The sequence below is a fragment of the Pseudoalteromonas espejiana DSM 9414 genome, assembly GCF_002221525.1.
In the GTDB taxonomy this organism is placed as follows: domain Bacteria; phylum Pseudomonadota; class Gammaproteobacteria; order Enterobacterales; family Alteromonadaceae; genus Pseudoalteromonas; species Pseudoalteromonas espejiana.
In genome coordinates, this window is sequence record NZ_CP011028.1 from 1,632,965 (window position 1) to 1,658,266 (window position 25,302).

Annotated in this window: 22 protein-coding genes; 16 read left to right on the forward strand and 6 right to left on the reverse strand. The window is 40.4% G+C overall.

Annotated features, from left to right (window positions below):
- Nucleotides 1-133 precede the first annotated feature (133 nt).
- The 5 genes from glk (at nt 134) to gap (ending at nt 6,023) form a co-directional block, all read left to right on the forward strand.
- Nucleotides 134-1,126 carry a glucokinase gene (glk, locus tag PESP_RS07505; protein ID WP_089347471.1) on the forward strand — a complete coding sequence of 331 codons (993 nt, stop codon included), beginning with the start codon at nt 134-136 and terminating at the stop codon, nt 1,124-1,126.
- A 36-nt stretch (nt 1,127-1,162) separates the two neighbouring features.
- Nucleotides 1,163-2,176, forward strand: coding sequence for a LacI family DNA-binding transcriptional regulator (locus tag PESP_RS07510; protein ID WP_089347472.1), 1,014 nt, complete (start codon nt 1,163-1,165; stop codon nt 2,174-2,176).
- A 325-nt stretch (nt 2,177-2,501) separates the two neighbouring features.
- On the forward strand, nt 2,502-4,352 hold the full coding sequence (gene edd, locus PESP_RS07515; RefSeq protein ID WP_089347473.1) for a phosphogluconate dehydratase: 1,851 nt from the start codon (nt 2,502-2,504) through the stop codon (nt 4,350-4,352).
- Nucleotides 4,353-4,386: 34 nt separating this feature from the next.
- Nucleotides 4,387-5,007 (forward strand): bifunctional 4-hydroxy-2-oxoglutarate aldolase/2-dehydro-3-deoxy-phosphogluconate aldolase, encoded by a 621-nt coding sequence (gene eda / locus PESP_RS07520; protein WP_089347474.1) that lies wholly within the window; start codon nt 4,387-4,389, stop codon nt 5,005-5,007.
- An 11-nt stretch (nt 5,008-5,018) separates the two neighbouring features.
- Nucleotides 5,019-6,023, forward strand: coding sequence for a type I glyceraldehyde-3-phosphate dehydrogenase (gap, locus tag PESP_RS07525; RefSeq protein ID WP_089347475.1), 1,005 nt, complete (start codon nt 5,019-5,021; stop codon nt 6,021-6,023).
- Between the two features lie 69 nt (nt 6,024-6,092).
- Here gap and PESP_RS07530 read toward each other — a convergent pair whose 3' ends face one another.
- The 3 genes from PESP_RS07530 to PESP_RS07540 form a co-directional block, all read right to left on the reverse strand.
- Nucleotides 6,093-7,388 (reverse strand): leucine-rich repeat-containing protein kinase family protein, encoded by a 1,296-nt coding sequence (locus PESP_RS07530; RefSeq protein ID WP_089347476.1) that lies wholly within the window; start codon nt 7,386-7,388, stop codon nt 6,093-6,095.
- A 72-nt stretch (nt 7,389-7,460) separates the two neighbouring features.
- Nucleotides 7,461-8,174, reverse strand: a complete 714-nt coding sequence (locus PESP_RS07535) for a YebC/PmpR family DNA-binding transcriptional regulator (RefSeq protein ID WP_089347477.1) — start codon at nt 8,172-8,174, stop codon at nt 7,461-7,463.
- A gap of 92 nt (nt 8,175-8,266) precedes the next feature.
- Complete coding sequence (locus PESP_RS07540) at nt 8,267-10,048, reverse strand: ABCB family ABC transporter ATP-binding protein/permease (RefSeq protein ID WP_089347478.1); 1,782 nt, start codon at nt 10,046-10,048, stop codon at nt 8,267-8,269.
- Nucleotides 10,049-10,153: 105 nt separating this feature from the next.
- Here PESP_RS07540 and PESP_RS07545 point away from each other — a divergent pair, with 105 nt between their 5' ends.
- The 6 genes from PESP_RS07545 to PESP_RS07570 all read left to right on the forward strand — a co-directional run bounded on the left by PESP_RS07545 (nt 10,154) and on the right by PESP_RS07570 (nt 15,701).
- A complete protein-coding gene (locus tag PESP_RS07545) occupies nt 10,154-10,615 on the forward strand; it encodes a hypothetical protein (protein ID WP_089347479.1) in 462 nt (153 codons plus the stop codon).
- A gap of 109 nt (nt 10,616-10,724) precedes the next feature.
- Nucleotides 10,725-12,563 (forward strand): protein translocase subunit SecD, encoded by a 1,839-nt coding sequence (secD, locus tag PESP_RS07550; protein ID WP_089347480.1) that lies wholly within the window; start codon nt 10,725-10,727, stop codon nt 12,561-12,563.
- Nucleotides 12,556-13,488 carry a protein translocase subunit SecF gene (secF, locus tag PESP_RS07555; protein WP_089349121.1) on the forward strand — a complete coding sequence of 311 codons (933 nt, stop codon included), beginning with the start codon at nt 12,556-12,558 and terminating at the stop codon, nt 13,486-13,488. Before secD ends, secF begins: the two co-directional genes overlap by 8 nt.
- Nucleotides 13,489-13,602: 114 nt before the next feature.
- Nucleotides 13,603-14,079 (forward strand): GreA/GreB family elongation factor, encoded by a 477-nt coding sequence (locus tag PESP_RS07560; protein ID WP_089347481.1) that lies wholly within the window; start codon nt 13,603-13,605, stop codon nt 14,077-14,079.
- A 239-nt stretch (nt 14,080-14,318) separates the two neighbouring features.
- Nucleotides 14,319-14,954 (forward strand): MltR family transcriptional regulator, encoded by a 636-nt coding sequence (locus tag PESP_RS07565; protein ID WP_164504409.1) that lies wholly within the window; start codon nt 14,319-14,321, stop codon nt 14,952-14,954.
- Between the two features lie 345 nt (nt 14,955-15,299).
- Nucleotides 15,300-15,701 (forward strand): hypothetical protein, encoded by a 402-nt coding sequence (locus tag PESP_RS07570; protein ID WP_089349122.1) that lies wholly within the window; start codon nt 15,300-15,302, stop codon nt 15,699-15,701.
- Nucleotides 15,702-15,763: 62 nt separating this feature from the next.
- Here the strand turns inward: PESP_RS07570 and PESP_RS07575 are convergent, their stop codons facing one another.
- Nucleotides 15,764-16,102 carry a zinc ribbon domain-containing protein YjdM gene (locus PESP_RS07575; RefSeq protein ID WP_089347483.1) on the reverse strand — a complete coding sequence of 113 codons (339 nt, stop codon included), beginning with the start codon at nt 16,100-16,102 and terminating at the stop codon, nt 15,764-15,766.
- A 305-nt stretch (nt 16,103-16,407) separates the two neighbouring features.
- Between PESP_RS07575 and PESP_RS07580 the strand changes: the two genes are divergently transcribed.
- Genes PESP_RS07580 through PESP_RS07590 form a run of 3 tightly spaced genes read left to right on the forward strand, consistent with a single transcriptional unit; the run spans nt 16,408 to nt 19,445 of the window.
- Nucleotides 16,408-17,802, forward strand: a complete 1,395-nt coding sequence (locus PESP_RS07580) for a RimK family protein (RefSeq protein ID WP_089347484.1) — start codon at nt 16,408-16,410, stop codon at nt 17,800-17,802.
- 4 nt (nt 17,803-17,806) lie between these two features.
- Entirely contained in the window at nt 17,807-18,916 is a 1,110-nt protein-coding gene (locus PESP_RS07585) for a GNAT family N-acetyltransferase/peptidase C39 family protein (protein ID WP_089349123.1), read from the forward strand.
- A gap of 16 nt (nt 18,917-18,932) precedes the next feature.
- On the forward strand, nt 18,933-19,445 hold the full coding sequence (locus PESP_RS07590) for an MgtC/SapB family protein (protein ID WP_089347485.1): 513 nt from the start codon (nt 18,933-18,935) through the stop codon (nt 19,443-19,445).
- A gap of 31 nt (nt 19,446-19,476) precedes the next feature.
- On the opposite strand, the gene PESP_RS07595 is transcribed toward PESP_RS07590, so the two are convergent.
- Nucleotides 19,477-20,703 carry a sensor domain-containing phosphodiesterase gene (locus PESP_RS07595; RefSeq protein ID WP_089347486.1) on the reverse strand — a complete coding sequence of 409 codons (1,227 nt, stop codon included), beginning with the start codon at nt 20,701-20,703 and terminating at the stop codon, nt 19,477-19,479.
- A 75-nt stretch (nt 20,704-20,778) separates the two neighbouring features.
- Complete coding sequence (locus PESP_RS07600; RefSeq protein ID WP_089347487.1) at nt 20,779-21,789, reverse strand: GlxA family transcriptional regulator; 1,011 nt, start codon at nt 21,787-21,789, stop codon at nt 20,779-20,781.
- Between the two features lie 124 nt (nt 21,790-21,913).
- Here PESP_RS07600 and PESP_RS07605 point away from each other — a divergent pair, with 124 nt between their 5' ends.
- A complete protein-coding gene (locus PESP_RS07605; protein ID WP_089347488.1) occupies nt 21,914-23,821 on the forward strand; it encodes a beta-ketoacyl synthase in 1,908 nt (635 codons plus the stop codon).
- Nucleotides 23,822-24,124: 303 nt separating this feature from the next.
- Nucleotides 24,125-24,559, forward strand: coding sequence for a thermonuclease family protein (locus PESP_RS07610; protein ID WP_089347489.1), 435 nt, complete (start codon nt 24,125-24,127; stop codon nt 24,557-24,559).
- Nucleotides 24,560-25,302 lie beyond the last annotated feature (743 nt).

Consider the following 25,302-nt stretch of genomic DNA (forward strand, 5'->3'; position numbering starts at 1 on the left):
AGCTGCTACTTAAAGTGGCAGCCTTTTTTACTGTGATAGCTACTTTGAGGTGATAGCTCAAAGTGTATAAATAACAACGCAAAGCCGTTGTAAAATAATAAGCATAAGCCGCTTACACAAAAGAGATAATACCATGAGCCAAAATTCTTCTGCCCAGTTTACTCCCATTTTAGTCGCCGACATAGGCGGTACTAACGCTCGCTTTGCATTAATCACCGATTTTAACGAGCAATCAAACCAATTTGTTATTGAGCATATTAACATATTTCCTAGTGCAAACTTTGGTTCTTTAGAAAGCGCGCTTGAACAGTATTTAACAACTATTCCTCATGTAACGCCAACTCGCGCATGTTTAGCAGTTGCAGGCCCAATAAAAGCAGGCCAAGTGCATTTAACAAACTTAGGTTGGCACTTTAGTGTTAACGAGTTTAAAGCACATTTCAATCTAACTCAGTTAGAAGTGATTAATGATTTTGCAGCATTTGCCTATGCCGCCCCTTATTTAGACTCAACACTAAACATTACCATTAAACCAGGGCAAGCCGATGCTAACGCTAATATAGGTGTAATGGGCCCAGGTACTGGTTTTGGCGCTGCGTGCTTAGTGCGTACCGCGCAATCTACGGCAGTGTTAAGCTCTGAAGGCGGCCATATGACGCTAGCTCCGGTAAACGAGCTTGATTCTTTATTAATAAATGAGCTTCGTAAAGAGCACCCCCATGTTTCAATCGAAACTGTATTTTCAGGTCCAGGTATTGCTCATTTATACAAAGCAATGGCTGCTGTGAAAGGGGTTCCTGCTAAAAATTTAGATGCCGCGCAAATTAGTAGCTTGGCTAACAGTGGCGAGTGTGAAGTGTGTGATGCAACCCTAAACCAATTTTGTGATTGGATAGGCAGTGTTGCTGGTGACTTAGCAGTTGTATATGGCGCATTAGGCGGCTTGTTTATAGGCGGTGGTATTTTACCACGTATGCAAAGCAGATTATTAGAGAGCCGTTTTGTAGAGCGCTTTTCGCAAAAAGGCGTAATGTCACAATATGCAGGTCAAATTCCGGTTACGCTAGTAACACAAGATAACATTCCGCTTATTGGCGCTGGTGCGTGTTTATATAACAGCAAATAGTTTTTTGCTTAATGGTTGTATTTGGATAATGAACAAATGAAAAAAGTAACCATAAATAGTGTAGCAAGCCATGCGGGCGTTTCTAAAAAAACGGTATCGCGGGTGTTAAATAATGAGCCTAACGTAAGTGCAGCCACACGCGAAAAAGTGCTTAAAGTATTTAAAGAGCTTGATTATACGCCAAACCCAATAGCACGCGGACTTGCGCAAAATCGTAGCTTTATTATTGGTTGTTTGTACGATAACCCAAGTAAAAGTTATATAACACGCGTACAAACAGGTGCACTTGCTGCTTGTAAAGAAAATAACTACAACTTATTAATACACCCCTGCGAATTACGTGGTGATGATTTAATTAACGATATTGAACAGTTATTACAAACATCACGCTTAGATGGTGTTGTACTTACTCCGCCATTTGGTGATTTTGAAAAACTTGCTAATTTTTTAAAAACTAAAAAAATACCGTATGCACGGGTTGCATCAGCATTACTTGAAGATGATTCAATTTCGGTGCGTAGTAACGATGAGCAGGGCGCTTATGAAATTACCGAGCATTTAATTTCGCTTGGTCACAAATCTATCGCTTTTATTAAAGGGCACCCTGATCACAGTGCAACTCAGCAGCGCTTTAAAGGTTACAGACGAGCTTTAGCAAGCCATGGAATAGAATTTGACGAGCGCTTGGTAGAAGAGGGTAACTTTAGTTATCACTCAGGTGTAGACAGCGCACGCAGTATTTTAGATTTATCGCCAAGGCCAACGGCTGTATTTGCATCGAACGATTACATGGCGGCAGCGGTACTAAAGCTTGCCACACAGCGCCAGTTACGCGTACCCGATGATATATCTATTGCAGGGTTTGATAACGCACCAATTGCACGCCACATTTGGCCTGGTTTAACAACAATTGCACAACCTGTAGAAGAAATGACTAAGCAAGCTGTTACGCAGCTTATTTCGCATATTTCACAACCGCAAGATCAGCCTTATCAGGTAACACTTGAATCACGACTAATAACACGAGAGTCAACAGCTGCAATAAAGTAACCCCCATTTTTGTTTTTCACAGTAACCCGAATTTGAGTGACGCTTATTCGGGTTTTTTTTGTACTAATTTTAGCCTTTAAACTAAAATTAGCGTGGTCATTAAATGGTCACGTTAAAATTTTAGACTATTTTTGTTACTCAGGGTTGACACCGGTGTCAATGCTATGCGTTAATACAGTGACACCGGTGTCAGGGTTGTTGTGAGAGGCTCCCTGGTAGCGTACCTTTGAACGGGTAAATCAAAGATGCTCAGTGCAGTTATTTACGTGGAGTCTGTAATTGCAACTGAGCCTTTTTCCTCTAACTAATAGAGATGAGCTAAATTATGTTGCACCCTCGCATTGAAGAAGTCACCCAACGCGTTATTGAACGCAGTAAACAAACCCGTCAAGATTACTTAGATCGTATTTCGCACGCAAAAAAACAAACAAGAGTTCGTGCCGGACTAGGCTGCGGAAACATCGCTCACGTTATGGCTGCATGTAGCAGCGACGACAAAGCGCGCTTAAAGGCTGATGAGCAGCCAAATCTTGCTATTATTAACTCATATAACGATATGCTTTCGGCCCATGTGCCATACAAAGACTACCCAGATTTAATTAAAGACCTTGCAACTAAGTACGATGCAACAGCACAAGTTGCTGGTGGTGTACCTGCAATGTGTGATGGTGTTACGCAAGGGCGTGACGGCATGGAACTATCGCTTTTTTCTCGCGATGTTATTGCAATGTCTACAGCGGTTTCATTATCGCATGACGTATTTGACGGCGTATTTTGTTTAGGCGTATGTGACAAAATTGTCCCAGGTTTATTAATTGGCGCATTATCATTTGGCCATTTACCTGTGTTCTTTTTACCAGCAGGCCCAATGCAATCTGGTATCCCAAATAAAGAAAAAGCACGTATTCGTCAAAAGTTTGCACAAGGCTTAGTAAGCCGTGAAGACTTATTAGAAGCTGAAAGCGCGTCTTACCACAGCGCGGGTACTTGTACGTTTTACGGTACTGCTAACTCAAACCAAATGCTTATGGAAATAATGGGTTTGCACCTTCCTGGTAGCTCATTTATCAACCCATACACAGAGCTTCGCGATGGACTAACAGGTAATGCTGTAGAAACCATGCTTAAGCAGCTTACAGATGATAAAGAAAGCCCGTGTTTAGCAGAGGTCATTAGCGAAAAAACCATTATTAATGGTTTAGTTGGCTTGCTATCAACAGGTGGCTCTACTAACCACGCTATTCATATTGTTGCTATTGCAAAAGCGGCTGGTATTCAAGTTACATGGAAAGACATGTCTGATTTATCAGAAGTTGTTCCACTACTTACGCGTATTTACCCGAACGGCTCGGCAGATGTAAACCACTTCCAAGCTGCAGGCGGAATGGGCTTTTTAATGCGTGAACTTGCAAGTGCTGGTTATTTGCATACCGATGTGAAAACAATGCTAGGTGATGGCCTTGCACCGTACATGACAGAGCCGCGTCTCGATAAAGACGAAAGCTTAATCATGAGCGATTCAAATGGCCCAACTAAAGTTAAATGGGTAGATTGTCCTGAAAACTCTCTTGATGAAGAAGTACTTCGCCCAATTAACAACCCATTTAGCAAGCAAGGCGGCTTACAGCTACTTACTGGTAACTTAGGTAAAGCAGTAATTAAAGTATCTGCTGTAGCAACCGAGCACCAAGTAGTAACAGCGCCTGCTAAAGTATTTAGCTCACAAGGCGAACTGCAAGAGGCATATAGCCGTGGCGAGTTAAACCAAGACTTTATTGCTGTGCTTAAAGAGCAGGGCCCTAAAGCTAAAGGTATGCCAGAGCTTCATAAATTAACGCCAGTAATGGCAACTCTTCAAGACGAAGGCTTTAAAGTAGCCATTGTTACCGATGGCCGTATGTCGGGTGCATCAGGCAAAGTACCTGCTGCAATCCACCTAGCGCCAGAAGCTGTTGAAGGTGGCATTATTGCTAAAATTCAAGAAGGCGATTTAGTAACACTAGATGCGCCAAGCGGAATATTAAAGGTACATGTTAGCGATGAAGAGCTTGCTAAACGTGAACTACAACTTAGCCAACCAAGCCTAACATTTGGTACAGGTCGAGAGTTATTTACTGGATTTAGAAATATTGTAAGCAGTGCCGATTTAGGTGCGAGTGCTTTTGGACTTGAATAATAATTGCCACACACTGGGTAATGAGGAACAAGTAATGAGTATTGAAAAAATCTTAGCGTCGGCACCTGTGGTGCCAGTGGTTGTAATCGAAAAACTAGAAGATGCAGCACCACTAGCTAGAGCGTTATATAACGGTGGCTTAAAAGCCCTTGAAATTACGCTACGTACACCTGTTGCTGTTGAAGCAGTAAAACTTATGAAAGCAGAGGTTCCAGAGGCTTTCGTTGGTACAGGTACAGTGGTTGATAAAGCAAGCTTTGACGCTTCAGTAGAAGCCGGCGCTGATTTTATGGTAAGCCCAGGCGTAAGTGATGAACTATTAGCACTGGCTAAAAATTCAGATATTCCATTTTTACCAGGAGCTGCAACTGCGAGTGAAGTTATGCAGTTAGCAAGCCATGGCTTTAAGTATTTAAAATTCTTCCCAGCTGAAGCGGCTGGCGGAACAGCAATGCTTAAGTCGATTGGTGGCCCATTACCACATATTACTTTTTGCCCAACCGGTGGCATTAGCCTAGCAACTGCACCTAACTATTTAGCGCTTAAAAACGTTATTTGTGTTGGTGGTACGTGGATGCTAGATAAACAACTAATTGAAAACAAAGACTGGCAAGCCATTGAAGCGCTTGCTCGCCAAGCAAGTGAAGTTAAATAGGAGTCTAATAAATGATTAATGTAGCAATTAATGGCTATGGCCGTATCGGTCGCAACGTATTACGTGCACTTTACGAGTCAGCACAAAACAGTGAAATTAAAATTGTAGCAATTAACGATTTAGCACCTGCTAACGTAAACGCACATTTAACACAGTTTGACTCAGTGCATGGTCAATTTTCTCAAAAAGTAACATTATCAGATAACACTATGTTAATTGGTGATGACGTAATTACGCTTACTCAAGAGCGTGACCCTGCAAACTTACCGTGGAAAGAGCTGAACGTAGATATCGTTTTAGAATGTACTGGCTTTTTCACTAAGCGTGACGACGCGGCTAAGCACATTACTGCTGGCGCTAAAAAAGTAATTGTATCAGCACCTGGTAAAGACCTAGACGCAACTGTAGTACATGGCGTTAACAGCGATGTAATTAACGCTGATAGCAACATTATCTCTAACGCTTCTTGTACTACTAACTGTTTAGCGCCAATTGCAAAAGCAATTAACGACACAGTAGGTATTGAGCAAGGTAGCATGACCACTATTCATGCTTACACAAACGATCAAAACTTATCTGACGTTTATCACCCAGATCTATACCGTGCGCGTAGCGCAACACAGTCTATGATCCCAACTAAAACAGGTGCTGCTGCAGCTGTTGGCTTAGTACTTCCTGAGCTTGCGGGTAAATTAGACGGTATGTCGGTACGTGTACCTACTATCAATGTTTCTTTAGTAGACTTTACGTTTATCACTAAACGCGATACAACAGCTGAAGAAATCAACGAAGTAATGAAAGCCGCAGCAACAGGTTCAATGAAAGAAATCTTAGAATATAACGAGCTTCCGCTTGTTTCTATCGATTTCAATCACAACCCAGCGTCGTCAATTTTTGATGCAACGCAAACTAAAGCTGATGGCAAACTAGTTAAAGTAATGGCTTGGTACGACAACGAGTGGGGTTTCTCAAACCGCATGTTAGACCAAGTTAAAGCATTAGGTCAGTACTTATAATTGACCCTGTAAAAGTTTAGCTTTATCCAACCAAGCCTGCATTATGCAGGCTTTTTTATTTTAATTAATTTATACCAAGTCGTTTAATAAAGCGATTAGCGCTTTAAAGTTAGGGCGAGATGCGATAGCGGTATTTATAGCTCGCGTGGCTATATCGGACATTTTATTAAACAGTTCGTTTTGCTTATCTGCTGTACTAACAGTACTTAGTAAATCCTCAATTAAACACCCAAAAGCACGCACTTCTATTAACTGTATTTGCTGCTGCTGATATATCCTGAGCATAGCTAAATTTGTAGCTGCACCAAAATCGCCAAATAAAACGTCATATTGGTCGTTTATCATGGTGTTGTGTGCGTAAATGTCGCCATGGCTTACGTGATTATCATGTAGGTGAGCAAGCGTATTGGCCATCTGCTTTGCTATTTTATAAACAGCTTCAATAGGGTAATTACAACCATCATTAAAGGTATCGCGCGTGCACGTTTGTAAACTTGGCGGTAAACCTAAATTTGTATAATTAGTATCTATTAATTCCATTACTAAGCCAAGCTGTGTGCTTTGCTCTATATAGCTTAATACATTTATTAGGTTTGTATGCTTTGCAGCTTGCAGGCAGCAATTTACTTCATCAAGTGGGTAGCCATCGCTCGTTATTGACCCTTTAAATAGTTTTACAGCAACATTATTATGTTCTGCTTTTGCAAGGTGTATAACGCCAGATGCACCTTGGCCTATTACTTTTTTAAGCTGAAAATTTTTAAGCGGGGTATTTTTTAAAGTACTTTTTGTTAAGCACTGCGCTTTATTAAATTCGTTACCGGCAAAGGCAAGCCAAGCAAGTTTTGGTAATTCTAGTAGCCAATCGTCGAGTTTTATTAGGTTGTTTGCAGAGAGCCTTACAAGCTCTAAATTAGTACAGTTAGCCATGCTTGTCGGTAAATGTTTTAGGTTATTACCTGCAAGCGCAAGCTTTTTAAGCTGGGTGTAATTACCAAAGTCTTCAGGCAGTTCGCTTAACGTGTTATCGGTGAGTATTAACCACTCAATATGTTTTGGCAGGCTGTTTAGTGCAAACTCTGAAATTTGATTACCTTTAAACGCGACCATAATTAAAGCAGGGCATTTAGCCAGCACTTCAGGGATATGCTTAAATTGGTTAAACGATAAAAACACGCGTTTTAAACGGTGTAAACAGGCAAACTCAGCAGGTAAATCAGATAAATTATTATTTGATAAATCGAGTACTTCGAGGGTGTCTGCAAGGGTAAAAATTTCTGATGGGAATTCAGTTATCTCTTCAACAAGTTGTAAACGTTTAGCACCTTTAAGTTTGCCAGCGCTAAGTTCTGAAAGGGTGTTCATAAAATAATACAGGCCTTTAAAATAAAAAAGCCAACATAACTGTTGGCTTTAAATGTATACGTTTAAATAAGTTTAAAATTGTGCGTTATGGTAAACGTTTTGCACGTCGTCACAATCTTCAAGCATGGCTAAAAAGCGCTCCATTACTTCAACGTCTTCACCTTCAATAGGCGCTTCAACTTGCGGCACAAACGAAATTAGGTCTACGTCAAAGTCGGTAATACCCATTTCTTCAAGTGCTGTGCGTGTGCTGTTATATTCAGTATGCGGAGCAAAAACAGTGACTTTACCATCTTCTACTTCTACATCTGTTACATCTACATCAGCCATCATTAGTGCTTCTAGAACTGCTTCGTCGTCATCACCATCAAAAACAAAAATAGCGAGGTGATCAAATAAATGTGATACCGAATTTTGTGCGCCAATTTTAGCATTTGCTTTGGTAAAACAAATACGTACATCAGCAAACGTACGTTTATTGTTGTCTGTTAAACAGTCAACAATAATCATACAGTTACCAGGGCCGTACCCTTCGTAACGAGTTGCAGCGTAGTCTTCACCACCGCCGCCTTTAGCTTTATCTATAGCACGCTCAATTACGTGTGCCGGTACTTGATCTTTTTTAGCGCGTTCAATTAAACGGCGAAGTGCAAGGTTTCCATCTGGATCTACACCCCCGTTTTTAGCACAAATGTATATTTCTTTACCGTACTTAGAATAAACTTTAGTTTTAGCACCCGCAGTTTTAGCCATTGAATCTTTTTTGTTTTGGTAAGCTCTTCCCATCTGCGTTTCGCCTTAATATGTAAATTATTGAATAAAATTGCAAGGCGGTATTCTAAAGGTAAAGCCGCCTTATCGCCAGTAAATAGGGTTAATTAATCGTCTTGCTGTTGTAATAACCACATTTGAGCGTATAGCCCATTTTTTGATAAAAGCGCTGAGTGCGTACCTTGCTCTACCAGCTCACCTTTATTAAATACCAGTATGTCATCGGCATCGATAATAGTAGAGAGCCTATGAGCAATCACCACGCTGGTATGGTTTTGCGTAACAGCACGCATTGCATTTAATATTGCTTGTTCAGCGTGCGAGTCGAGTGCTGAGGTTGCTTCATCAAATATTAAAATAGGGGAGCGCTTTAAAATAGCGCGTGCAATGGCAATACGTTGTTTTTCGCCGCCTGATACCTTTAAACCCCGTTCGCCAACGAGTGTTTGGTCGCCGCTTTCTAATGTTGAAATAAAGTCTTTTAAATGTGCCATTTCAATGGCTTTATCTATTTCAGCATCGCTCGCTGAGGGTCTGCCATAGGCTATGTTTTCACGTATGGTGGTATTAAATAGCACAGTGTCTTGTGGCACTATAGCAATAGCACTTCGCAGGCTATTAAGTGTAACTGAATCTATGGCTTGGTTATCTATAGTAATAGTGCCCGAGTTCACATCGTAAAAGCGATAAAGTAACCGTGCTAATGAGCTTTTACCTGCACCACTTGCCCCTACAACCGCCACTTTACTGCCTGCTTTTATTTTAAAGCTAATGTTATTGAGTATTGGGCGACTGGCATTGTATCTAAAACTTACATTATTAAACGCTATGTCGCCGTGAGTAAGTATTAGGTTTTGTGCATTAGGTCGCTCAATGACTTGTGGCTTTTTATTAAGTAAGCCCAGCATGTTTTCTAAATCGGTAAGTGCACGCCTTATTTCACGATACACAAATCCCAAAAAGTTAAGCGGTAAAAATAATTGGATCATATATGCGTTTATCATTACAAGTTCACCAATTGTTAAAGCGCCGGTTACCACTTCTTTAGCGCCTAACCACATCAGCGCCGTTATAGCACTTGCTATAATAAGCGCCTGGCCAGAATTAAGCGCAAGTAACGACATTCTATTTTTCAAGCGGGCGGTTTCCCAGTTTGCTAAAAAGGAGTCGTATGTTTTAGCCTCAAATTCTTCGTTGTTAAAGTATTTTACAGTTTCAAAGTTAAGAAGGCTGTCTATGGCGCGAGTATTACTTAAATTATCGGCGGCATTTGCCTCACGTATAAAGCGGTTTCGCCACTGCGTTACTGTTACGGTAAAGGTAATATATATTGCAACCGCTAATAAGGTTATTAACGCAAACCAAACAGAAAATAGCGTCCCAAAAATAATAGCAACGGTGAGTATTTCAAAAAGAGTCGGTACAATATTAAACATCAAAAAGCGCATTAAAAAGCTTAACCCACTCGTGCCACGTTCTATGTCACGGCTTATCCCGCCGGTTTGTCTATCTAAGTGAAAGGCAAGCTCAAGCGAATGTAAATGTTTAAATACCTTTAAACCAATATCGCGCATAGCGTGCTCTGTTACACGAGAGAACACCACATCGCGTACTTCGCCTAAAAAAACACTTGCAAACCTAAGTCCACCATACATAAGCAGTAGTAACGCAGGAATAACTAAAATTGGATTAATTGATTTATCTATCGAGTCGATAATTTCTTTTAGCGCCCAAGGCATTAAAAGTGTTGCGCCTTTAGCCCCTATAAGGGCTAAAAGTGCAATAAATACTCGTCCTTTAAATTTAGTAATGTAAGGCCACAGCGTTTTAATGCTTTGTTTTAAGGTCATGGCATCGGCGCGTTTTTCTGTACTGTGCTTGGAGCGCATTAAAAGCCTCGGTAAAATTAAATTGAATACTTAATAGATATGCATTGTATTTTAAATACTTGCCCTTATATACTACGCATCCCTTATTTTAGTTTTAAAATAATCATGTTTAAATTTCGTGTGTTCATAACTGCCTTTTTGCTACTTGCTGCACTTTTTAGTGTGCAGAGCAATGCTGCGCAAACAACACAAAATTTAAACCCTGCTGTAAGTTCACACATTTTATTTACAGATGCCGTTGATATAACTAAAACAAAGCATGTCACAGAGTCTGCAGGCGTACCTACGCATAAAAAAACGCATCAAACAGATTTTTCAGCTCACCAGCCACGCCTTACTGCCAACAACTCATCATTTTTTTTGCACACAGTTCAAAGTGAGCCAGAATACGATGTTGTTTTTGAGTTTTTTGCGCAGCATCTTGTTAGGCAAATATTTTTACGCCCCCAAGCGGTAAACGTTATTCAGCCTTGGTATACGTTTGTGCACAATAGTAAAAAATCGCGCTTAAGTGGCTGGAAAGATGCGAACTTACTCTATAGAGCTGTAACTACTTACCACGCTTAATTTTCTTATTTAATTTTTATTAGGTTTTAACGTTTTTCGTTTAAGCCTTGAGATTAATTGTGCTTTAAAAAGCACATTGCCAGTAATTTACTGGTGATAAGGAAAAAACATGTTAAGTGTAAAAAAAGATCAAAAGTCATTTATGGCTAAATTTAAATTAAGCTATATAGCCATGCTTATTGTACTAATTTTATTAGCTATTAGCGCATTACCCAACTTATACCCTAATAAATCGTGGTTGCATGTAAGTAGCGCGCCACATAGCGAAACGAAGACCGTGCCAAGCACTAAAGCATTAGTTACTTTTTTAAATAGCCAAGGCTTAGAGGTCGAACAAGGCCTTGATAAGCAATCAACTATAAATATTCTGTTAAACGAGCCAACTAAAAGCGCACAAGCGCAAGCGGCTATAAAGGCGCAGTATCCAAACACGCAAGTTAAAATTGTAGAGCATGCAACAAGCCCACCATGGCTACAAAATTTTGGTTTATCACCAATAAAGCTGGGTCTTGATTTAAATGGCGGCGTGTTATTTGTACTCGACGTAGATTTAGATAAAGCCGTTGATGAGCAATTAGTGAGTGCGTATCAACAAGCTAAGTCAATTATAGTTAAGCAAAAAGCGCACGGTCTTAAAGCGCAGCAAACAGGGCATGGCTTTGAAATTAATGCGCTGCCTAACTCGGTGCAAAAACTTAACCCAGTGATTGATGAGCTTCAAAGTCGCTTTGCTAATTTAGCGGTTACAACAAGCAATAACGGCAATCTTAAAAACGTCAAATTTAGCTACTCAGAACAAGGGCGCAGCAACTTTGATAAAGAAGTAATGAGCCAAACGCTTACTACGCTTCGCTCGCGCATTGAAGAATTAGGTATTACCGAAGCCGTAACACAGCGCCAAGGTAAACAGCGTATACGTATTGAGCTGCCAGGTGTACAAGATCCAACCGAGGCAAAGCGCATTATAGGCGCCACTGCATCACTTGGGTTTTATCAGTTAAAAGAAATTGGTGGCCAAACATTTAATATGCAGTCTGGTGGCACCATAAACCTTGACCCTGTGCCTATTTTTACCGGTGATCACATTAATAATGCAAATATAGGGCGCGACGATTGGGGTAAGCCACTGGTTCAACTAAGTTTAGATGGGCAAGGCGGCGATGCTATGTCGGCGTTTTCAAAAGCTAATATTGGTAAGCCTATGGCCACGGTTTACTCTGAGTACTCTCAAAACGCGAAAGGCGAGGTTGTTAAAAAAAGTGAAGTTATTAATGTAGCTAATATTGCGCAGCATTTAAGCTCACGTTTTAGTATTACCAATATGAAAAGCCAGCAAGCAGCGGCCGATTTAGCCCTATTATTACGAGCAGGTTCACTAACCGCGCCTGTAACAATAGTGCATGAGCAAACAATAGGGCCAAGCCTTGGCAGCGAAAACATTAGTAATGGTTTAGCCGCATTAATGCTTGGTATGGGTATTACACTTGCCTTTATGGCGCTGTGGTATCGCCGCTTAGGGCTTATTGCAAACGTAGCGCTGTTATTAAATTTAACATCGCTTGTTGGCCTAATGTCTTTATTACCGGGGGTTGTATTAACACTTCCGGGTATTGCTGGGCTTGTGCTCACTATTGGTATGGCGGTAGATACCAACGTTATTATATTCGAGCGAATTAAAGAAGAGCGCCGTAAAGGGCGTACGCCATACCAAGCAATTCAAGAAGGGTATAAACAGGCGGCCAAGACAATATTTGATGCTAATATAACCACTATGATCACCGCGCTTATTTTATACGGCATAGGTTACGGGCCAGTTAAAGGCTTTGCCATAACCTTGGCACTTGGATTAATTACTTCAGTATTTACTGGCGTGTACGTATCAAAAGTACTAAGCCAAACGTTATATTTAAAATTGGCTAAAAAAGCAGGAATAAATGCACATGCTTAACACTTTTTTAAAGGGCGAGGCGGGCACTCGTCTGCGTTTTTCAGGCATGCTTTTGAGCGCCATACTTGTGCTGCTATCGGTATTTACACTTAGTCAAAAAGGGCTTAATTTTGGCCTAGACTTTACCGGTGGCTATCTAACGGAATTTACCACCAGCCAAGGTGTTGAGCTAAAACAACTTGAGCAATTTATTACTAAAAATCACAATGGCGAGTTTGAGCTAACCGCGCAAGGCAATAGCCACTATCAACTACGCGAAGCGCCTAGCGATTCAACAGCAAATAGTAATGATTGGCAATCTGCCATTACTCAAAACGCAGATATAAACGCTGAGGTATTATCGTCAGCGTATATTGGCTCACAAGTGGGTGATGAATTATTTGAGCAAGGTTGTTTAGCGCTATTTTCAGCTATGGTTGCAGTAATGCTTTATTTAGTGGTGCGGTTTGAATGGCGTTTAGCTGTGGGCTCAGTGGTTGCGCTAGTACATGATTTACTACTTGTACTGGGGCTATTTTCGCTATTAAATATTGAGTTTAATTTAACCGTACTTGCCAGTTTACTCGCCATAATAGGTTACTCACTTAACGACTCTATAATAGTGGGTGATAGAGTACGCGAGCTTTTACGTGTTAAATCTAATAATGCACTTAGCCCTGCAAGTATTATAAATAGCGCGATAAAAAGCACCTTAACGCGCACACTTATTACATCGGGCACCACGCTTGCTACGGTTGCCAGCGTTTGGTTACTCGCAGGCGCACCATTACAAGGCTTTGCTATTGCATTATTTACAGGCATTGTAGTAGGGACGTTTTCATCTATTTGTATTGCAGCCACTTTGCCAGAGCTTTTAGGGTTAAGTGCTAAAAACTACGAAGAAAAACTAGATATAAAAACCCAAGCATTAATGGATATGCCATAAATTTGGGTTTACATAACTAAGTAAACATAACGGCGCTTAAAATAATGGTTTTAAGCGCCTTATAACGTTAAAATTAACCGCATAGTTTACAGCATTGGTTATTAGCGCTCCCTCATGAACAAAACCCACGTAATTGAACACCTTAAATTTGCACTTGAAGCACGATTAAACAGCGCAAAACAAGCTGCCAAAGCCGCGCACGACGCCGCAACTCACGAAGAAAGCGTAGCAGAAACGCAGTACGATACCCTCGGGCTCGAAGCCGCTTATTTAGCACAAGGCCAAGCCGAGCGTGTAAACGAATGCTACAAAAGCATTAAACAATTTGAAGCCATTTTTAAAGAGCCTACTCACAATAAAGTGATTATAAGCTCACTCGTTTGTTTGGAAGATGAAAACACCGCACAAAAATGGTTTTATTTAGGCCCAGCCGCAGGCGGCTTAACGGTTGAAGTAAAAGGGCAAACTATTCAAGTTGTTACACCCGAAGCTCCACTAGGTAAACAACTTTTAGGCAAACAGCTTGATGATGAAGTAAGCCTAATCATTGCAGGCAATAACCATGAATATGAAGTGGTAGAAATTTTATAAAACATTGGTTTTATATGTAGATCAGATAAGCGAAGCGCCATCCGACAAAGCCATTTGTCTCATAACATTATTAAAAGTTGCTTTCGTTTAAAAAGCATAGCTAACTTTCATGCATAGCCAATAACATGTTTACATTAAAGTTATTAAGTGGAATTATTGAACGATATAATATACGCCGTTTCGGGTGTTATAAACCACTGAAATGGTGTTCAATAAGATGTTATGTGAAAAGAGGACTTATGAAGCTGTCAGAAAAAGATTTTGAGGATTTTACTGAGGTGTTGCTCAAGAACACTGCCGAACTTTGTCCTCCTGAAGAACAAGAGATTGTTAAGAAAATTACATCTTTTAGGCAAGTTCTAATAGAAGAGTCAGACCGTGGTTGTGCTTTAATGGCTGTCGCATTTATCGACGAACTTCTAATAGATCTGCTTAAGGCGTACTTTATCGAGAATGAGGCCTTAATTGGGCGAATGCTTAGTTCCAGCGGTAGTCTAGGTAGTTTTTCGTCTCGAATAGATATGGCATATGCGTTAGGACTAATGTCAAAGAATGTAGTTCATGACTTAAATATTCTTCGCAAGATTAGAAATGACTTTGCTCACGTATCTAAACCTCTAACTTTTGAAGAGGACGGCTTAAGGTCTCGATGTTTTGCATTAGCAGTTATGCCTTTTCCTGCAGGTTTAAAAGCCCGGTCTAGGTTTTGCCGTTCAATGGTTATTGCTGCCAATGAAATTGAGTTCGCTCGTCTAGATTTAACAAAATGTCAGGTTCGAGCTAACTATAATGGTGAAAAAACGGCAACATCTTTAAATGAGTTAAAGAAATTTGTCGAAGATCGCTTTAGTGTAGACCTTTCAAACAGCATTTAATTTTCACATAACAAAGCATTTAAGAGTGATTCGCAACGCTCGGCATTTTTGCTTCGCTCAAGTTTAGCCGAGAGCTGCTAACACCTTAACACGGCGTTAGCTATACTGGCGCTTCAACAAGGCAAATACTGGTTGGCTCCTATGCTGCGCTTCGGATTATAGCTAACCAGTGTAGTAAATAAACAAGACACCAATCCTAAATTTGCACTTAACATAATTAACTAGACACCCACCTAAACTTTGAAATTAAGATGGATGTCAGTCCAAATAAATAGTTTGGTCGGACCAATTTTCGCTACGCTATAAATGCCCGCTGAGCTGGGCAATAGTAAACAAGGAAGTCCTTTGATTCATAGATTTTTATCAATATTCGCAGTACTCTTTTTATTATCAGCTTGCACTACAGGAAAGCTTTATTACACGAAGGCTTCTGGCGAACGTGTTTTAGGGTGTGATGTGGAGTTTGTTGGTATACCAAGTGTGGATAAGTTTGCGGTTGAGTATGCACTTAGCCTTTGCGCGAAAAGCTCTGTGAAAAAAGGGTATTCCATAGATAAAGAAAAGGAATACCTACTTACCCTAGAGCTTCAAATTCCAGAGTCACAATGTGGTGAATCATGGAACCATAAGTCAGTAAAAGAACATTATAGAGCTGGCAAATTGTCAAAGAAGGAATATGGCTATATTGTTGCTCACATAGACTTGGGTTTAGCGGTTGTTAACGAATGCTCACCAATAACTAAATAAAATCAATTATTTAGATCGTTTTGGCGAGACATGCAGGATGGCTTCGCCCTTTATTCGACCAACTAGTTAGCTTTTTTCACAAACTTTGCTGTTACCATCATTTCACCAATGCCATCTACTTTGCAATCTAGCTCGTGATCTTTTTTATCAAGCACACGCCTTACGACCGCTTTGGTGCCAATTTTAATGACTTGTGAGCTGCCTTTTATTTTTAAATCTTTGGCTACGGTTACTTTATCGCCATCATTAAGTTGGGTGCCGTTGGCATCTTTAACTAAAATTGCGTCTTCATCGTTTGTGCTATTTGGGTTCCATTCATAGGCGCATTCTGGGCAAATAAGCATTTGTTGGTCTTCGTAAACATATTCTGATTGGCACTGTGGGCAGGCAGGATGTGACATTTATAACGCTCATAAAATAGTAATTTTGGGTATTTTAATCTGCATTAATAGGAAAATATAGTTAATCAATATTTTTTATCTTCACGCTAAAAATATCTCGTTTGTGTGGTTTTTAAAAAGGGCATATAAAGCAGATGTCGCTTAAGCAATTTAAGCGCTAACACTTACAGTAGGTATTTGTTAAAGCACCCATCGTATTAAGTGATACGCGCAATGCCCACTTAGTACGCTGGGTGTTTCTATTTATAGTGCTGAGTATTTTATTAGGCATGCTTTTTATATTTCTGACTTAACTAGGAAAAGTCGTGTTTAAAACCTTAATAGTGGTTGATAACAACGAGCAAACACTTGCTCAATCGTTCGAAAATGTAATTACGTTTAATAGTTACTTACGTGATTACCCAAAACATAATGAACCTAAAACCCGCATTATTAATTTATGCGACTCAAGCCAATACTTGAGTAAGGGTTACTATTGCTCATTGCTTGCAGAGGCCCGTAAACACCAAGTTTTGCCAAGTGTAAAAACAATAAACGCGCTTCGAAGTGGCCAAGCTCCTATGTTAAATGTGGGGCAAATTGATGGTGAAATTTACTTTGGTAATGCGCTAAACGAATTACAAAGTAAAGCGGCTAAATCGGTATTTAAACAATACCCAGCGCCTATTTTATTTGTAGATGAGCAAGGTTTGTTACAGCAAGGTTCGCTTAGCTCTTTAAACGATGAGCAATATAGCAATTTTGTAGAAAAACTAAATACGTTTACCCAAACACAGTGGCGCATTGGAAATGTGCAGCGCCGTTTTAGATGGGATATGGCAATACTGGTTGATCATAACGAAAAAGTACCACCGAGTGATAAAGACGCCATTGCCCGATTTATAAAAGCCGCCGCTAAGCACGGCATTAATGCACAAGCATTAAGCTTTGATGAAATAGACAACATTGCCCAGTTTGATGCGTTATTTATTCGCCAAACTACAGCGATTGACCATCCAACGTACCGCCTTGCAAGCAAAGCGCAAGGCCTAGGTTTAGTGGTAATAGATGATGCCGAGTCTATTTTACGTTGTTGTAATAAAGTGTATTTACACGATGCGTTTAATTATCAAAAAGTGCCCAGTTTAAAAACGGTGGTAGTGGCTGATCAATCAGCGCAAACGCTTGAGCAATTAGAAGAGGCGTTTACCTATCCGCTGGTTTTAAAAATGCCAGAAGGGTCGTTCTCTAAAGGGGTATTTAAAGTTGCAAACCGCAGTGAGCTTGAAGCTAAATTAACCGAGCTGTTTGAATATAGCGCATTGGTACTTGCACAAGAATACATGTACACAGAATATGATTGGCGAGTAGGTGTATTAAATGGCCGCGCTATATATGCGTGTCGCTACTTAATGGCACGCAACCATTGGCAAATTTATAATCACGACGCTAAACGGTTTTTCTCGGGTGGTTTTGAAACGCTACCTACCTTTGAGTTACCAAAAGCCGTACTAGATGCCGCTTTAAAAGCGTGCAAAACAGTGGGTAAAGGGTTATATGGCGTAGATGTTAAAGAGCATCAAGGCAAAGCATACGTGCTTGAAGTTAACGACAATCCAAGTATTGATCACAAAGTTGAAGACGGCTATTTAGGCGACGAGCTATACATGATTATTATGGACGAATTTAAACAACGTTTAGAAGCGCGAGGCCGTGGGTAATAACATGAGCAAGCTTGTTATTCGAAAAGCTATTGGTAGTGATTTATCTGCACTGATTGACGTTGAAAACGCGTGCTTTAATAACGATAAATTGAGCCCGCGTAGTTTAAAGCGCTGGTTAAGTGCTAAGCACGGTATTTTGCTCGTTGCAGAAAATGGCGAGCAAGTATGCGGCTATGGGCTTGTGTGGTGCCATAAAGGCACGCGTTTGGCGCGTTTATATTCGCTTGCGGTATTACCCCAAATGCAAGGTAAAGGCATTGCCAAAATGCTATTAGCAGCGCTTGAAAAACAAACCAGTGAGCGTGGGCGAATTTACCTTCGTTTAGAAGTGGCCGTAAATAACGAAAGTGCGATTGGGCTTTATAAAAGTTTGGGTTACAGAGTGTTTGGCCAATATAGCGATTATTATGACGATCACAGTGATGCGCTACGAATGCAAAAAAATATTCGCCAAACGAGTGAGTTAAAAGTAGCGCGATTAACGCCCTGGTATCAGCAAACTACCGAGTTTACCTGTGGGCCAGCGGCGTTATTAATGGCAATGGGGGCACTTAAGCCAACAACGGAGCTTAGTCAATCACATGAGCTGGCACTTTGGCGTGAAGGTACCACCATTTTTATGACCTCAGGACATGGTGGTTGCCATCCGTTTGGTTTAGCACTTGCGGCTAATAAACGCGGCTTTAAAAGCGAGGTCATGGTAAATACCACAGAGCCTTTGTTTTTAGATGGCGTACGCAATGAGAACAAAAAAATGGTACTAGCAACAGTGCATCAACAATTTGTTGATGGCATTGCACAGGCAAATATACCGCTTGTGCATAAAGATGTTGAGCTTGAGCATATTGAACAGTGGTTAAGCGAAGGCTTTAGTGTGCTGTTATTAATTAGCACATACAGTTTTGATGGTAAAAAATCACCCCATTGGGTGTGCGTTACCCACCTTGATGAGCACTGCGTGTATGTTCACGACCCATTTTGTGAGCCAGGAAGCGACAAACAACTCGCAATAGATTGCCAGTACGTACCTATAGCGCGCAGTGATTTTAGTAAAATGTCAGTATTTGGTGGCCAACGGCTAAGAACCGCAGTGGCCATTGCTAATAATTAATAGGTTTTTGTTAAGAGTGACTTTTTTAGATTTAATTGATGTAGCCCCTTATTCGTGGGCAGCCATTGGCACCGCCGCTTTTTGCGGTGCCATAATTGGTATAGAACGGCAATTGCGCGGTAAACCTGTAGGTATTCGTACCTCAGCTTTAATAACGCTGGGCACGTATTTGTTTTTATCGACCGCGTTTAACTTACAAGGCGATGTAATTGATCATTCTCGTGTAGTGGGGCAAATAATTACAGGCATTGGCTTTTTAGGCGCTGGCGTTATGCTTGCAAAAGACGGAGCCGTTGTAGGGGTTACCTCAGCTGCAACCATTTGGGTGCTTGCCTCAATTGGCGTAATGATAGCTACAGACAATTTAGGTGCTGCTATTAAACTTTCAGTGCTGGTGGTCGGTATTTTATATGGTGTAGATGTACTTGAGGCAAAATTTAAAAGCTTAAGTAAAGGCGTCCATACTAAAGTAAAAAGCTATCAAAAGCGTTACTACCGAAAAGAGTTTAACGACACAGAGCGCCACTAATTTAGTGGCGTACTCCGTTAAAATGTATTAGTTAAAGTGTGACTGCTTGATACTCTATTGCCTCGTTAATTGGCGCGGGGCGACCAATAAAATAACCTTGTACGTTATCTACATTTAGTTTTCTGAGTGTGAAAAGCTCATCTTCATTTTCTATGCCTTCAGCTACAATTGAACAGTTAATTGCTTTTGCAAAACCACATAACGCCTTTGCTAATAAAAACTTTCTACGGTCGTTATTTATATTTTGGGTAAGGCTAATATCAAGTTTTATAATATCGGCTTCTAACTCTAATATATGCTGAAAAGACGAAAACCCAGCGCCTACATCGTCTATTGCCAGCTTTACGCCTTTTGCTCTTAATGGCTCAAGTGCAGAGCGCATAGCCTGGTAATTTGTAATAGGCGAATGTTCAGTCACTTCTAATATTATTCTGGTGCAATCTACATCATTTAATACGTTATTAATTGCACCCGATAATATATGCGCTGGCGATGTATTAATGGTTACGTAGGCGTGTGGGGCAAGCTCATCCATGCAGTGCAGGGTATTTTGTATAGCAAGTATTTCTAGCGCTTCACCGAGACCTAAATTATCGGCATCTTTAAACCATACATCGGGTGTTTTGTAAGGCTCGGTAAAAAATCGAGAAAGCGATTCATAACCCGATAGCCGGTTAGTCGCTAGGTTAAAAATGGGCTGAAAATAAATAGTGATGGCTTTTGTTTTTATAATATTTTCAATGAGTATTTTTGTATCAATACTTAAAGTATCAGATTGCGCTTTTTGCTCTATAAGTTCGCTAGCAAGTTCTGATATTAGTTTTAAAAATGCCAAATCTTTATTATTTAAATTGTCATCACATGCTGTTTTGTAGCAGCAAAAGGTACCGTAAATTTTACCTGATGCTAAAACTATAGGCACACCTATATATGAGCCTATATTTAATTTTTTTGTAACCGGCATAGCCTTAGTAATTGGGTGTTTATGTGTGTTTGGTATGATAGGTTCAAGGTCGTTATCTGAGATTTTTTTGCAATATGTTTGGCAAATAGGATCTGAATTACCAACTGCTACACAGGGGTTGTTGGTTTGGTTATCAACCACCTTAAAAACGCGATCTGTTTTTGTAAACTCAGATATAAACGCAACATCCATTTTAAGATGTTTGCGCACAAGCGAAAGTAGGCGCAATAATTTTTCGTCGATAGAGCCATCACTTTGTTGCTCAAAAAGCTGTTTTTTTATTTCATCGCTCATACAATAACCTGAATCGGATTTTAGGTAATAGTGTAATTTATATAACAATAAAAGCCACTTAATAACTATTATGCATTAACCAAATAATTTTCTTCTTACTACTTTCCTGTACTCGCTTGGCGTTTGGCTTAGCACTTTTTTAAACACGCGAGTTAAATGGCCTTGGTCGTTATAGCCAACCTCAAGTGCCACTTCTTGAATAGTTAAATTTGACGACGCTAATAATTCCTTAGCACCTTCAACCCTTAACTGTTGCCAATATTCTATAGGGCTTTGATTAGTTGCAAGCTTAAAACGCCGTGTAAAGGTACGGTAGCTTAAGCTAAATTGTGCCGCTACTTCTTGCAGGTTTAACTCGCTGGCTAAATTAGTTTTAAGCCAAAACTGAATTTGCGCTATTAGTTCATCTGGGTGGCGGTCAACCGCGCCTTCAAGGTAGCGCTGATCTTCGTAGGGTTTACGAACTTCGTGCGAAAAGTTACGTTCTACGTGTTGTGCAGCGGCTTTGCCGTAATATTGGCTAATAATATGTACGATCACATCGGCCAGTGCATTTAAGCTTGCCACCGTATACATACGCTCAGATTGGGTTATAAAAAAGTCGGGTTTTAGGCTGACCAATGGGTAGTCGTGGCTAAATTGTTTTGCATAATGCCAGTGGGTGGTAGCGGGGTGCCCATCAAGTAACCCAGCCTCTGCAACTAAGCAATTACCAGTACCCACACCAATTATATGGCTGCCAGTTTCAAAGCTTTCTTGTAGCCACTCAACTATCTCTTTATTAGTACGAACGACAGGGCGAGGGTTTCGCCATATGCCGGGTACTATAATTAAATCGTTATAAGGTGCGTTAGCAGTAGTGCAATCGGGGACTATAGCAAGCCCTGTACGGGTTTGTATTGGCTGATTATTTTTAGCAATTAAATTTATACTAAGTGCTCTAAAGTCAGCTTGGTTTAAGTGGCCTTTTGCATAGGCTTCGCCCGCTCTTAGCATTTCAATGGGGAGCGTTAAACTGGTAATAAGTAAGTGTGGGTACACAGTGATTGCAATGTTTAGCGCGGGGTTAAGCGATTTTTTATTCATTTCAATGCTCCGACCAGTACATTTTGGCCTTTTGTGCAGAATATTTGGCTATTAAAGCATAAAGAGTTGTTATTAATCCAATTAAACTGTTTGCTTCTCCAATAACACGCATTAAAGGTTAATTATGACAGCATTACCCGTAATAGTAGGCATGGGCGGTATAAACGCCGCAGGCCGAACTTCTTTTCATCAAGGTTACCGCCGTATCGTGTTAGATGCATTAAACGCACAAGATCGTAGTGAAACATTTTTAGGCCTCGCCACATTAATGAACTTGGTAAGCGTTGTTGATGGTAACCTTCAAGATTCAAATGGTAATAATGTTGAGCAAAGCGACATAGAAGCACGCTTTGGTGAGCAAATTATTGCTGGGACGCTCATTCGTAAAATTGAAAAAGAACATTTTGACGCAGATGCCACGCCTTGGCAGCAAAAAATGACATTAAAGACATCTGACGAAAACGCAATTGTATTTGAAACTCGCGCACGTGACTTACCAACCCCTGTGCCCGCAAGCTGGAATGTACAAGAGCTTGACGGCAAAAAAGTAAAAGTAACAATAGCCGCAGACTTAGACGTAAAGCTTGATTCTACACGTGACAACCCAATTAAATCGGCAGGGCAGTTTCCCACTGGGTTTGATCCGTCAATTATGTATAACAGCCGTTATCAGCCACGCGGTTTGCAAGCCACCATATTTGCAGCAAACGATGCTATTAAATCAACAGGCCTTGACTGGCAACGCATAATGAATAGCGTAGAGCCAGATAAAATTGGCACCTATTCAGCCTCTGTTATTGGTCAAATGGACGATAAAGGATTAGGTGGTTTAGTTAAAGCGCGTCAGCAGGGCGATCGCGTTAGTACTAAGCAATTAGCACTTGGTTTGAACACGATGTCGACTGATTTTATAAACGCGTACGTTACAGGTAATGTAGGTACTACGTTTTCTACCTCGGGCGCATGTGCCACTTTTTTATATAACTTACGCGCCGCAGTAAACGATATTCAAGCAGGGCGCACCCGTGTTGCGGTTGTTGCAAGTGTTGAATGCGCTATAACGCCTGAAGTAGTTGAAGGCTTTGGTAATATGAGCGCCCTTGCAAATGTTGAAGGCTTACGCCGTTTAGATAACCTAAGCAGTGAACAAGAGCCCGATTACCGTAAAAGCAGCCGCCCATTTGGCGAAAACTGTGGTTTTACATTAGGTGAAGGCGCACAAGTGACTATTTTAATGGATGATGCATTAGCACTAGAGCTTGGTGCAGACATTATGGGCTCAGTACCTGATGTATTTGTAAATGCCGATGGTATTAAAAAATCAATCACCTCACCGGGCCCAGGTAATTACATTACTATGGCTAAATCTGCGGCATTAGCAACAAGCTTATTAGGTAAAGAGGCGCTTCAAAATCGCAGCTTTATTTTAGCGCACGGTTCAAGTACGCCGCAAAACAGAGTAACTGAGTCACTTATTTATCATAAAGTAGCGCAAACCTTTGCCATTGATAGCTGGAAAGTAACGGCGCCAAAAGCTTATGTAGGGCACACAATTGCACCTGCTAGTGGCGATCAGCTGGCGATTGCGCTGGGCGTATTTAGCCATAATATAATGCCGGGCATTACGACTATAGATAAAGTTGCTGACGATGTTTATGCAGATCACTTAGATATACGTAACAGTCATTACGATTGCGGCGACATGGACATAGCCTTTATAAACTCAAAAGGCTTTGGCGGTAATAACGCCACAGCTACTGTATTGAGCGCTAAAGTAACAATGCAAATGCTTGCTAAGCGCCATGGTGATGAGGTTATGCGTAGTTATGCAGATAAAAATACATCTGTTGTTGCTGCGCAAAATACCTATAAAGCACAAGCTGACCTTGGCAAGTACGAATTAGTATACCGTTTTGGCGATGGCGCCATTGACGATAACGACATTGTAATTGGCGAAGAGGGTATTGAACTGCCAGGTTTTGATAAAGCCATTTCGTTTACTACAACCAACTCCTATCAAGATATGTTTTAGAAGAACAGTTTTGCATAGGTTAGCATAATTTTATACCCCCCCGAATTTGCTGGGCTGTAGCGTAGACATAAGTTATCAAAGCTTATAATCGGTACAGACCCAGCATGGACCCACACCCAAAAAAAGACCCGAAATGGACCCACAGTGGACCCACTTTTTCTACCTTCGAGAGCCTAAAAGCGGCGAGTGTATTACAGTAAAGCTCAAATATTTGTAATCATCACCACACGACAAAAGTTGCAAGTTTTAAGCTCTTAACTTAAATTGGTACAAAATAATCGATTAATAACACTAAGAGGCCGCATGAGATTATTTGCTTTATTATTTTTGCTGTCCTTCACTGCTAACGCTGAAAGTATAAGAAACAAGAACCATGGCACCCTGATAGTCTCAGAAGTAACCTCGATCTATGACGGAGATACCTTCAGAGCTAATATTAAAGGACTTCATTCCTTAATAGGGGAGAGAATCGGCATTCGAGTAGCTGGTGTTGATACACCAGAGATACGCGGCAAGTGTAAACAAGAAAAAGATCTTGCTCGCCAAGCAAAGCAAGTAACCGTTGAAGCTTTACGTTCGGCAAAGGTTATTGAGCTTAGGAATACAAAGCGTGGTAAGTATTTTAGGATAGTTGCTGACGTATACGTGGACAACAAAAACCTGACTGACATTCTAATCAGTTCAGGCTTGGGTGTTGCTTATGACGGGGGCACTAAGGCGAAGGATTGGTGTAGTTAATTTTGTTTAGTGTGGGGGCGGCAAAGAGCGATAGCCAGACACTGAAAAAATTAAATTTGTTCCTGTGTTTTGAGTAAAAACCTAATTTTGTGCAATAACATTATTAAACGTCGTTTTTGTGTGTTATTAACCACCGCAATGGTTTTCAATAAGTTGTTATGAGTGAAAGGAGCTAGAATTGAACAAAATGGTAATGTTACAAGTTATAAATGCTAAAGGTTTAGTAGATACATCAATAGGTCGAAAACCTATTGATGATCTAGAACTAAAAGAGATTTTTTAGAGTTTTAAAGAGATTTATTTTTTGCAGCCTATCTCTTATGCTTATGAGGCTATCGAGAGAAACGTTAAAGATCTGGATAATTTCATTTGTCGAATATTTGGCCCCAATAACGAATTAGTATACGGTATTGTGAACCATATGTAGGCTATCAGTTCGCCGACTGAGGTTTATCAAAGATTTACTAACTTACTATCTTCAGCCAATGCATTTTTAAATCTCGCAGAATCAAAATTAAAGTCAGCATTTGGGAAAGAATCGCTAAAATTATCAAGTTGGAATGATATGGAATTAGGTATTGATTTTACAGACCTTCATTCAGCTGCTGCATAAAATTCAAGAGATTGAATTTAACGTAGACGAATTTATTGATTTTGCTGGCTCTTTCATCGATGGTATGGATGATAAGTTAACCGTTTTTCTAGCTAAAATTTTTGAGTTGGTATGTAGTGGTTAGATTATT

What these genes read in the sequence shown, in the direction of transcription:
- glk (WP_089347471.1), top strand. Translation starts at nt 134, where the DNA reads ATGAGCCAAAATTCTTCTGCCCAGTTTACTCCCATTTTAGTCGCCGAC.
- PESP_RS07510 (WP_089347472.1), top strand. Translation starts at nt 1,163, where the DNA reads ATGAAAAAAGTAACCATAAATAGTGTAGCAAGCCATGCGGGCGTTTCT.
- edd (WP_089347473.1), top strand. Translation starts at nt 2,502, where the DNA reads ATGTTGCACCCTCGCATTGAAGAAGTCACCCAACGCGTTATTGAACGC.
- eda (WP_089347474.1), top strand. Translation starts at nt 4,387, where the DNA reads ATGAGTATTGAAAAAATCTTAGCGTCGGCACCTGTGGTGCCAGTGGTT.
- gap (WP_089347475.1), top strand. Translation starts at nt 5,019, where the DNA reads ATGATTAATGTAGCAATTAATGGCTATGGCCGTATCGGTCGCAACGTA.
- PESP_RS07530 (WP_089347476.1), bottom strand. Translation starts at nt 7,388, where the DNA reads ATGAACACCCTTTCAGAACTTAGCGCTGGCAAACTTAAAGGTGCTAAA.
- PESP_RS07535 (WP_089347477.1), bottom strand. Translation starts at nt 8,174, where the DNA reads ATGGGAAGAGCTTACCAAAACAAAAAAGATTCAATGGCTAAAACTGCG.
- PESP_RS07540 (WP_089347478.1), bottom strand. Translation starts at nt 10,048, where the DNA reads ATGCGCTCCAAGCACAGTACAGAAAAACGCGCCGATGCCATGACCTTA.
- PESP_RS07545 (WP_089347479.1), top strand. Translation starts at nt 10,154, where the DNA reads ATGTTTAAATTTCGTGTGTTCATAACTGCCTTTTTGCTACTTGCTGCA.
- secD (WP_089347480.1), top strand. Translation starts at nt 10,725, where the DNA reads ATGTTAAGTGTAAAAAAAGATCAAAAGTCATTTATGGCTAAATTTAAA.
- secF (WP_089349121.1), top strand. Translation starts at nt 12,556, where the DNA reads ATGCTTAACACTTTTTTAAAGGGCGAGGCGGGCACTCGTCTGCGTTTT.
- PESP_RS07560 (WP_089347481.1), top strand. Translation starts at nt 13,603, where the DNA reads ATGAACAAAACCCACGTAATTGAACACCTTAAATTTGCACTTGAAGCA.
- PESP_RS07565 (WP_164504409.1), top strand. Translation starts at nt 14,319, where the DNA reads ATGAAGCTGTCAGAAAAAGATTTTGAGGATTTTACTGAGGTGTTGCTC.
- PESP_RS07575 (WP_089347483.1), bottom strand. Translation starts at nt 16,102, where the DNA reads ATGTCACATCCTGCCTGCCCACAGTGCCAATCAGAATATGTTTACGAA.
- PESP_RS07585 (WP_089349123.1), top strand. Translation starts at nt 17,807, where the DNA reads ATGAGCAAGCTTGTTATTCGAAAAGCTATTGGTAGTGATTTATCTGCA.
- PESP_RS07595 (WP_089347486.1), bottom strand. Translation starts at nt 20,703, where the DNA reads ATGAGCGATGAAATAAAAAAACAGCTTTTTGAGCAACAAAGTGATGGC.
- PESP_RS07600 (WP_089347487.1), bottom strand. Translation starts at nt 21,789, where the DNA reads ATGAATAAAAAATCGCTTAACCCCGCGCTAAACATTGCAATCACTGTG.
- PESP_RS07605 (WP_089347488.1), top strand. Translation starts at nt 21,914, where the DNA reads ATGACAGCATTACCCGTAATAGTAGGCATGGGCGGTATAAACGCCGCA.
- PESP_RS07610 (WP_089347489.1), top strand. Translation starts at nt 24,125, where the DNA reads ATGAGATTATTTGCTTTATTATTTTTGCTGTCCTTCACTGCTAACGCT.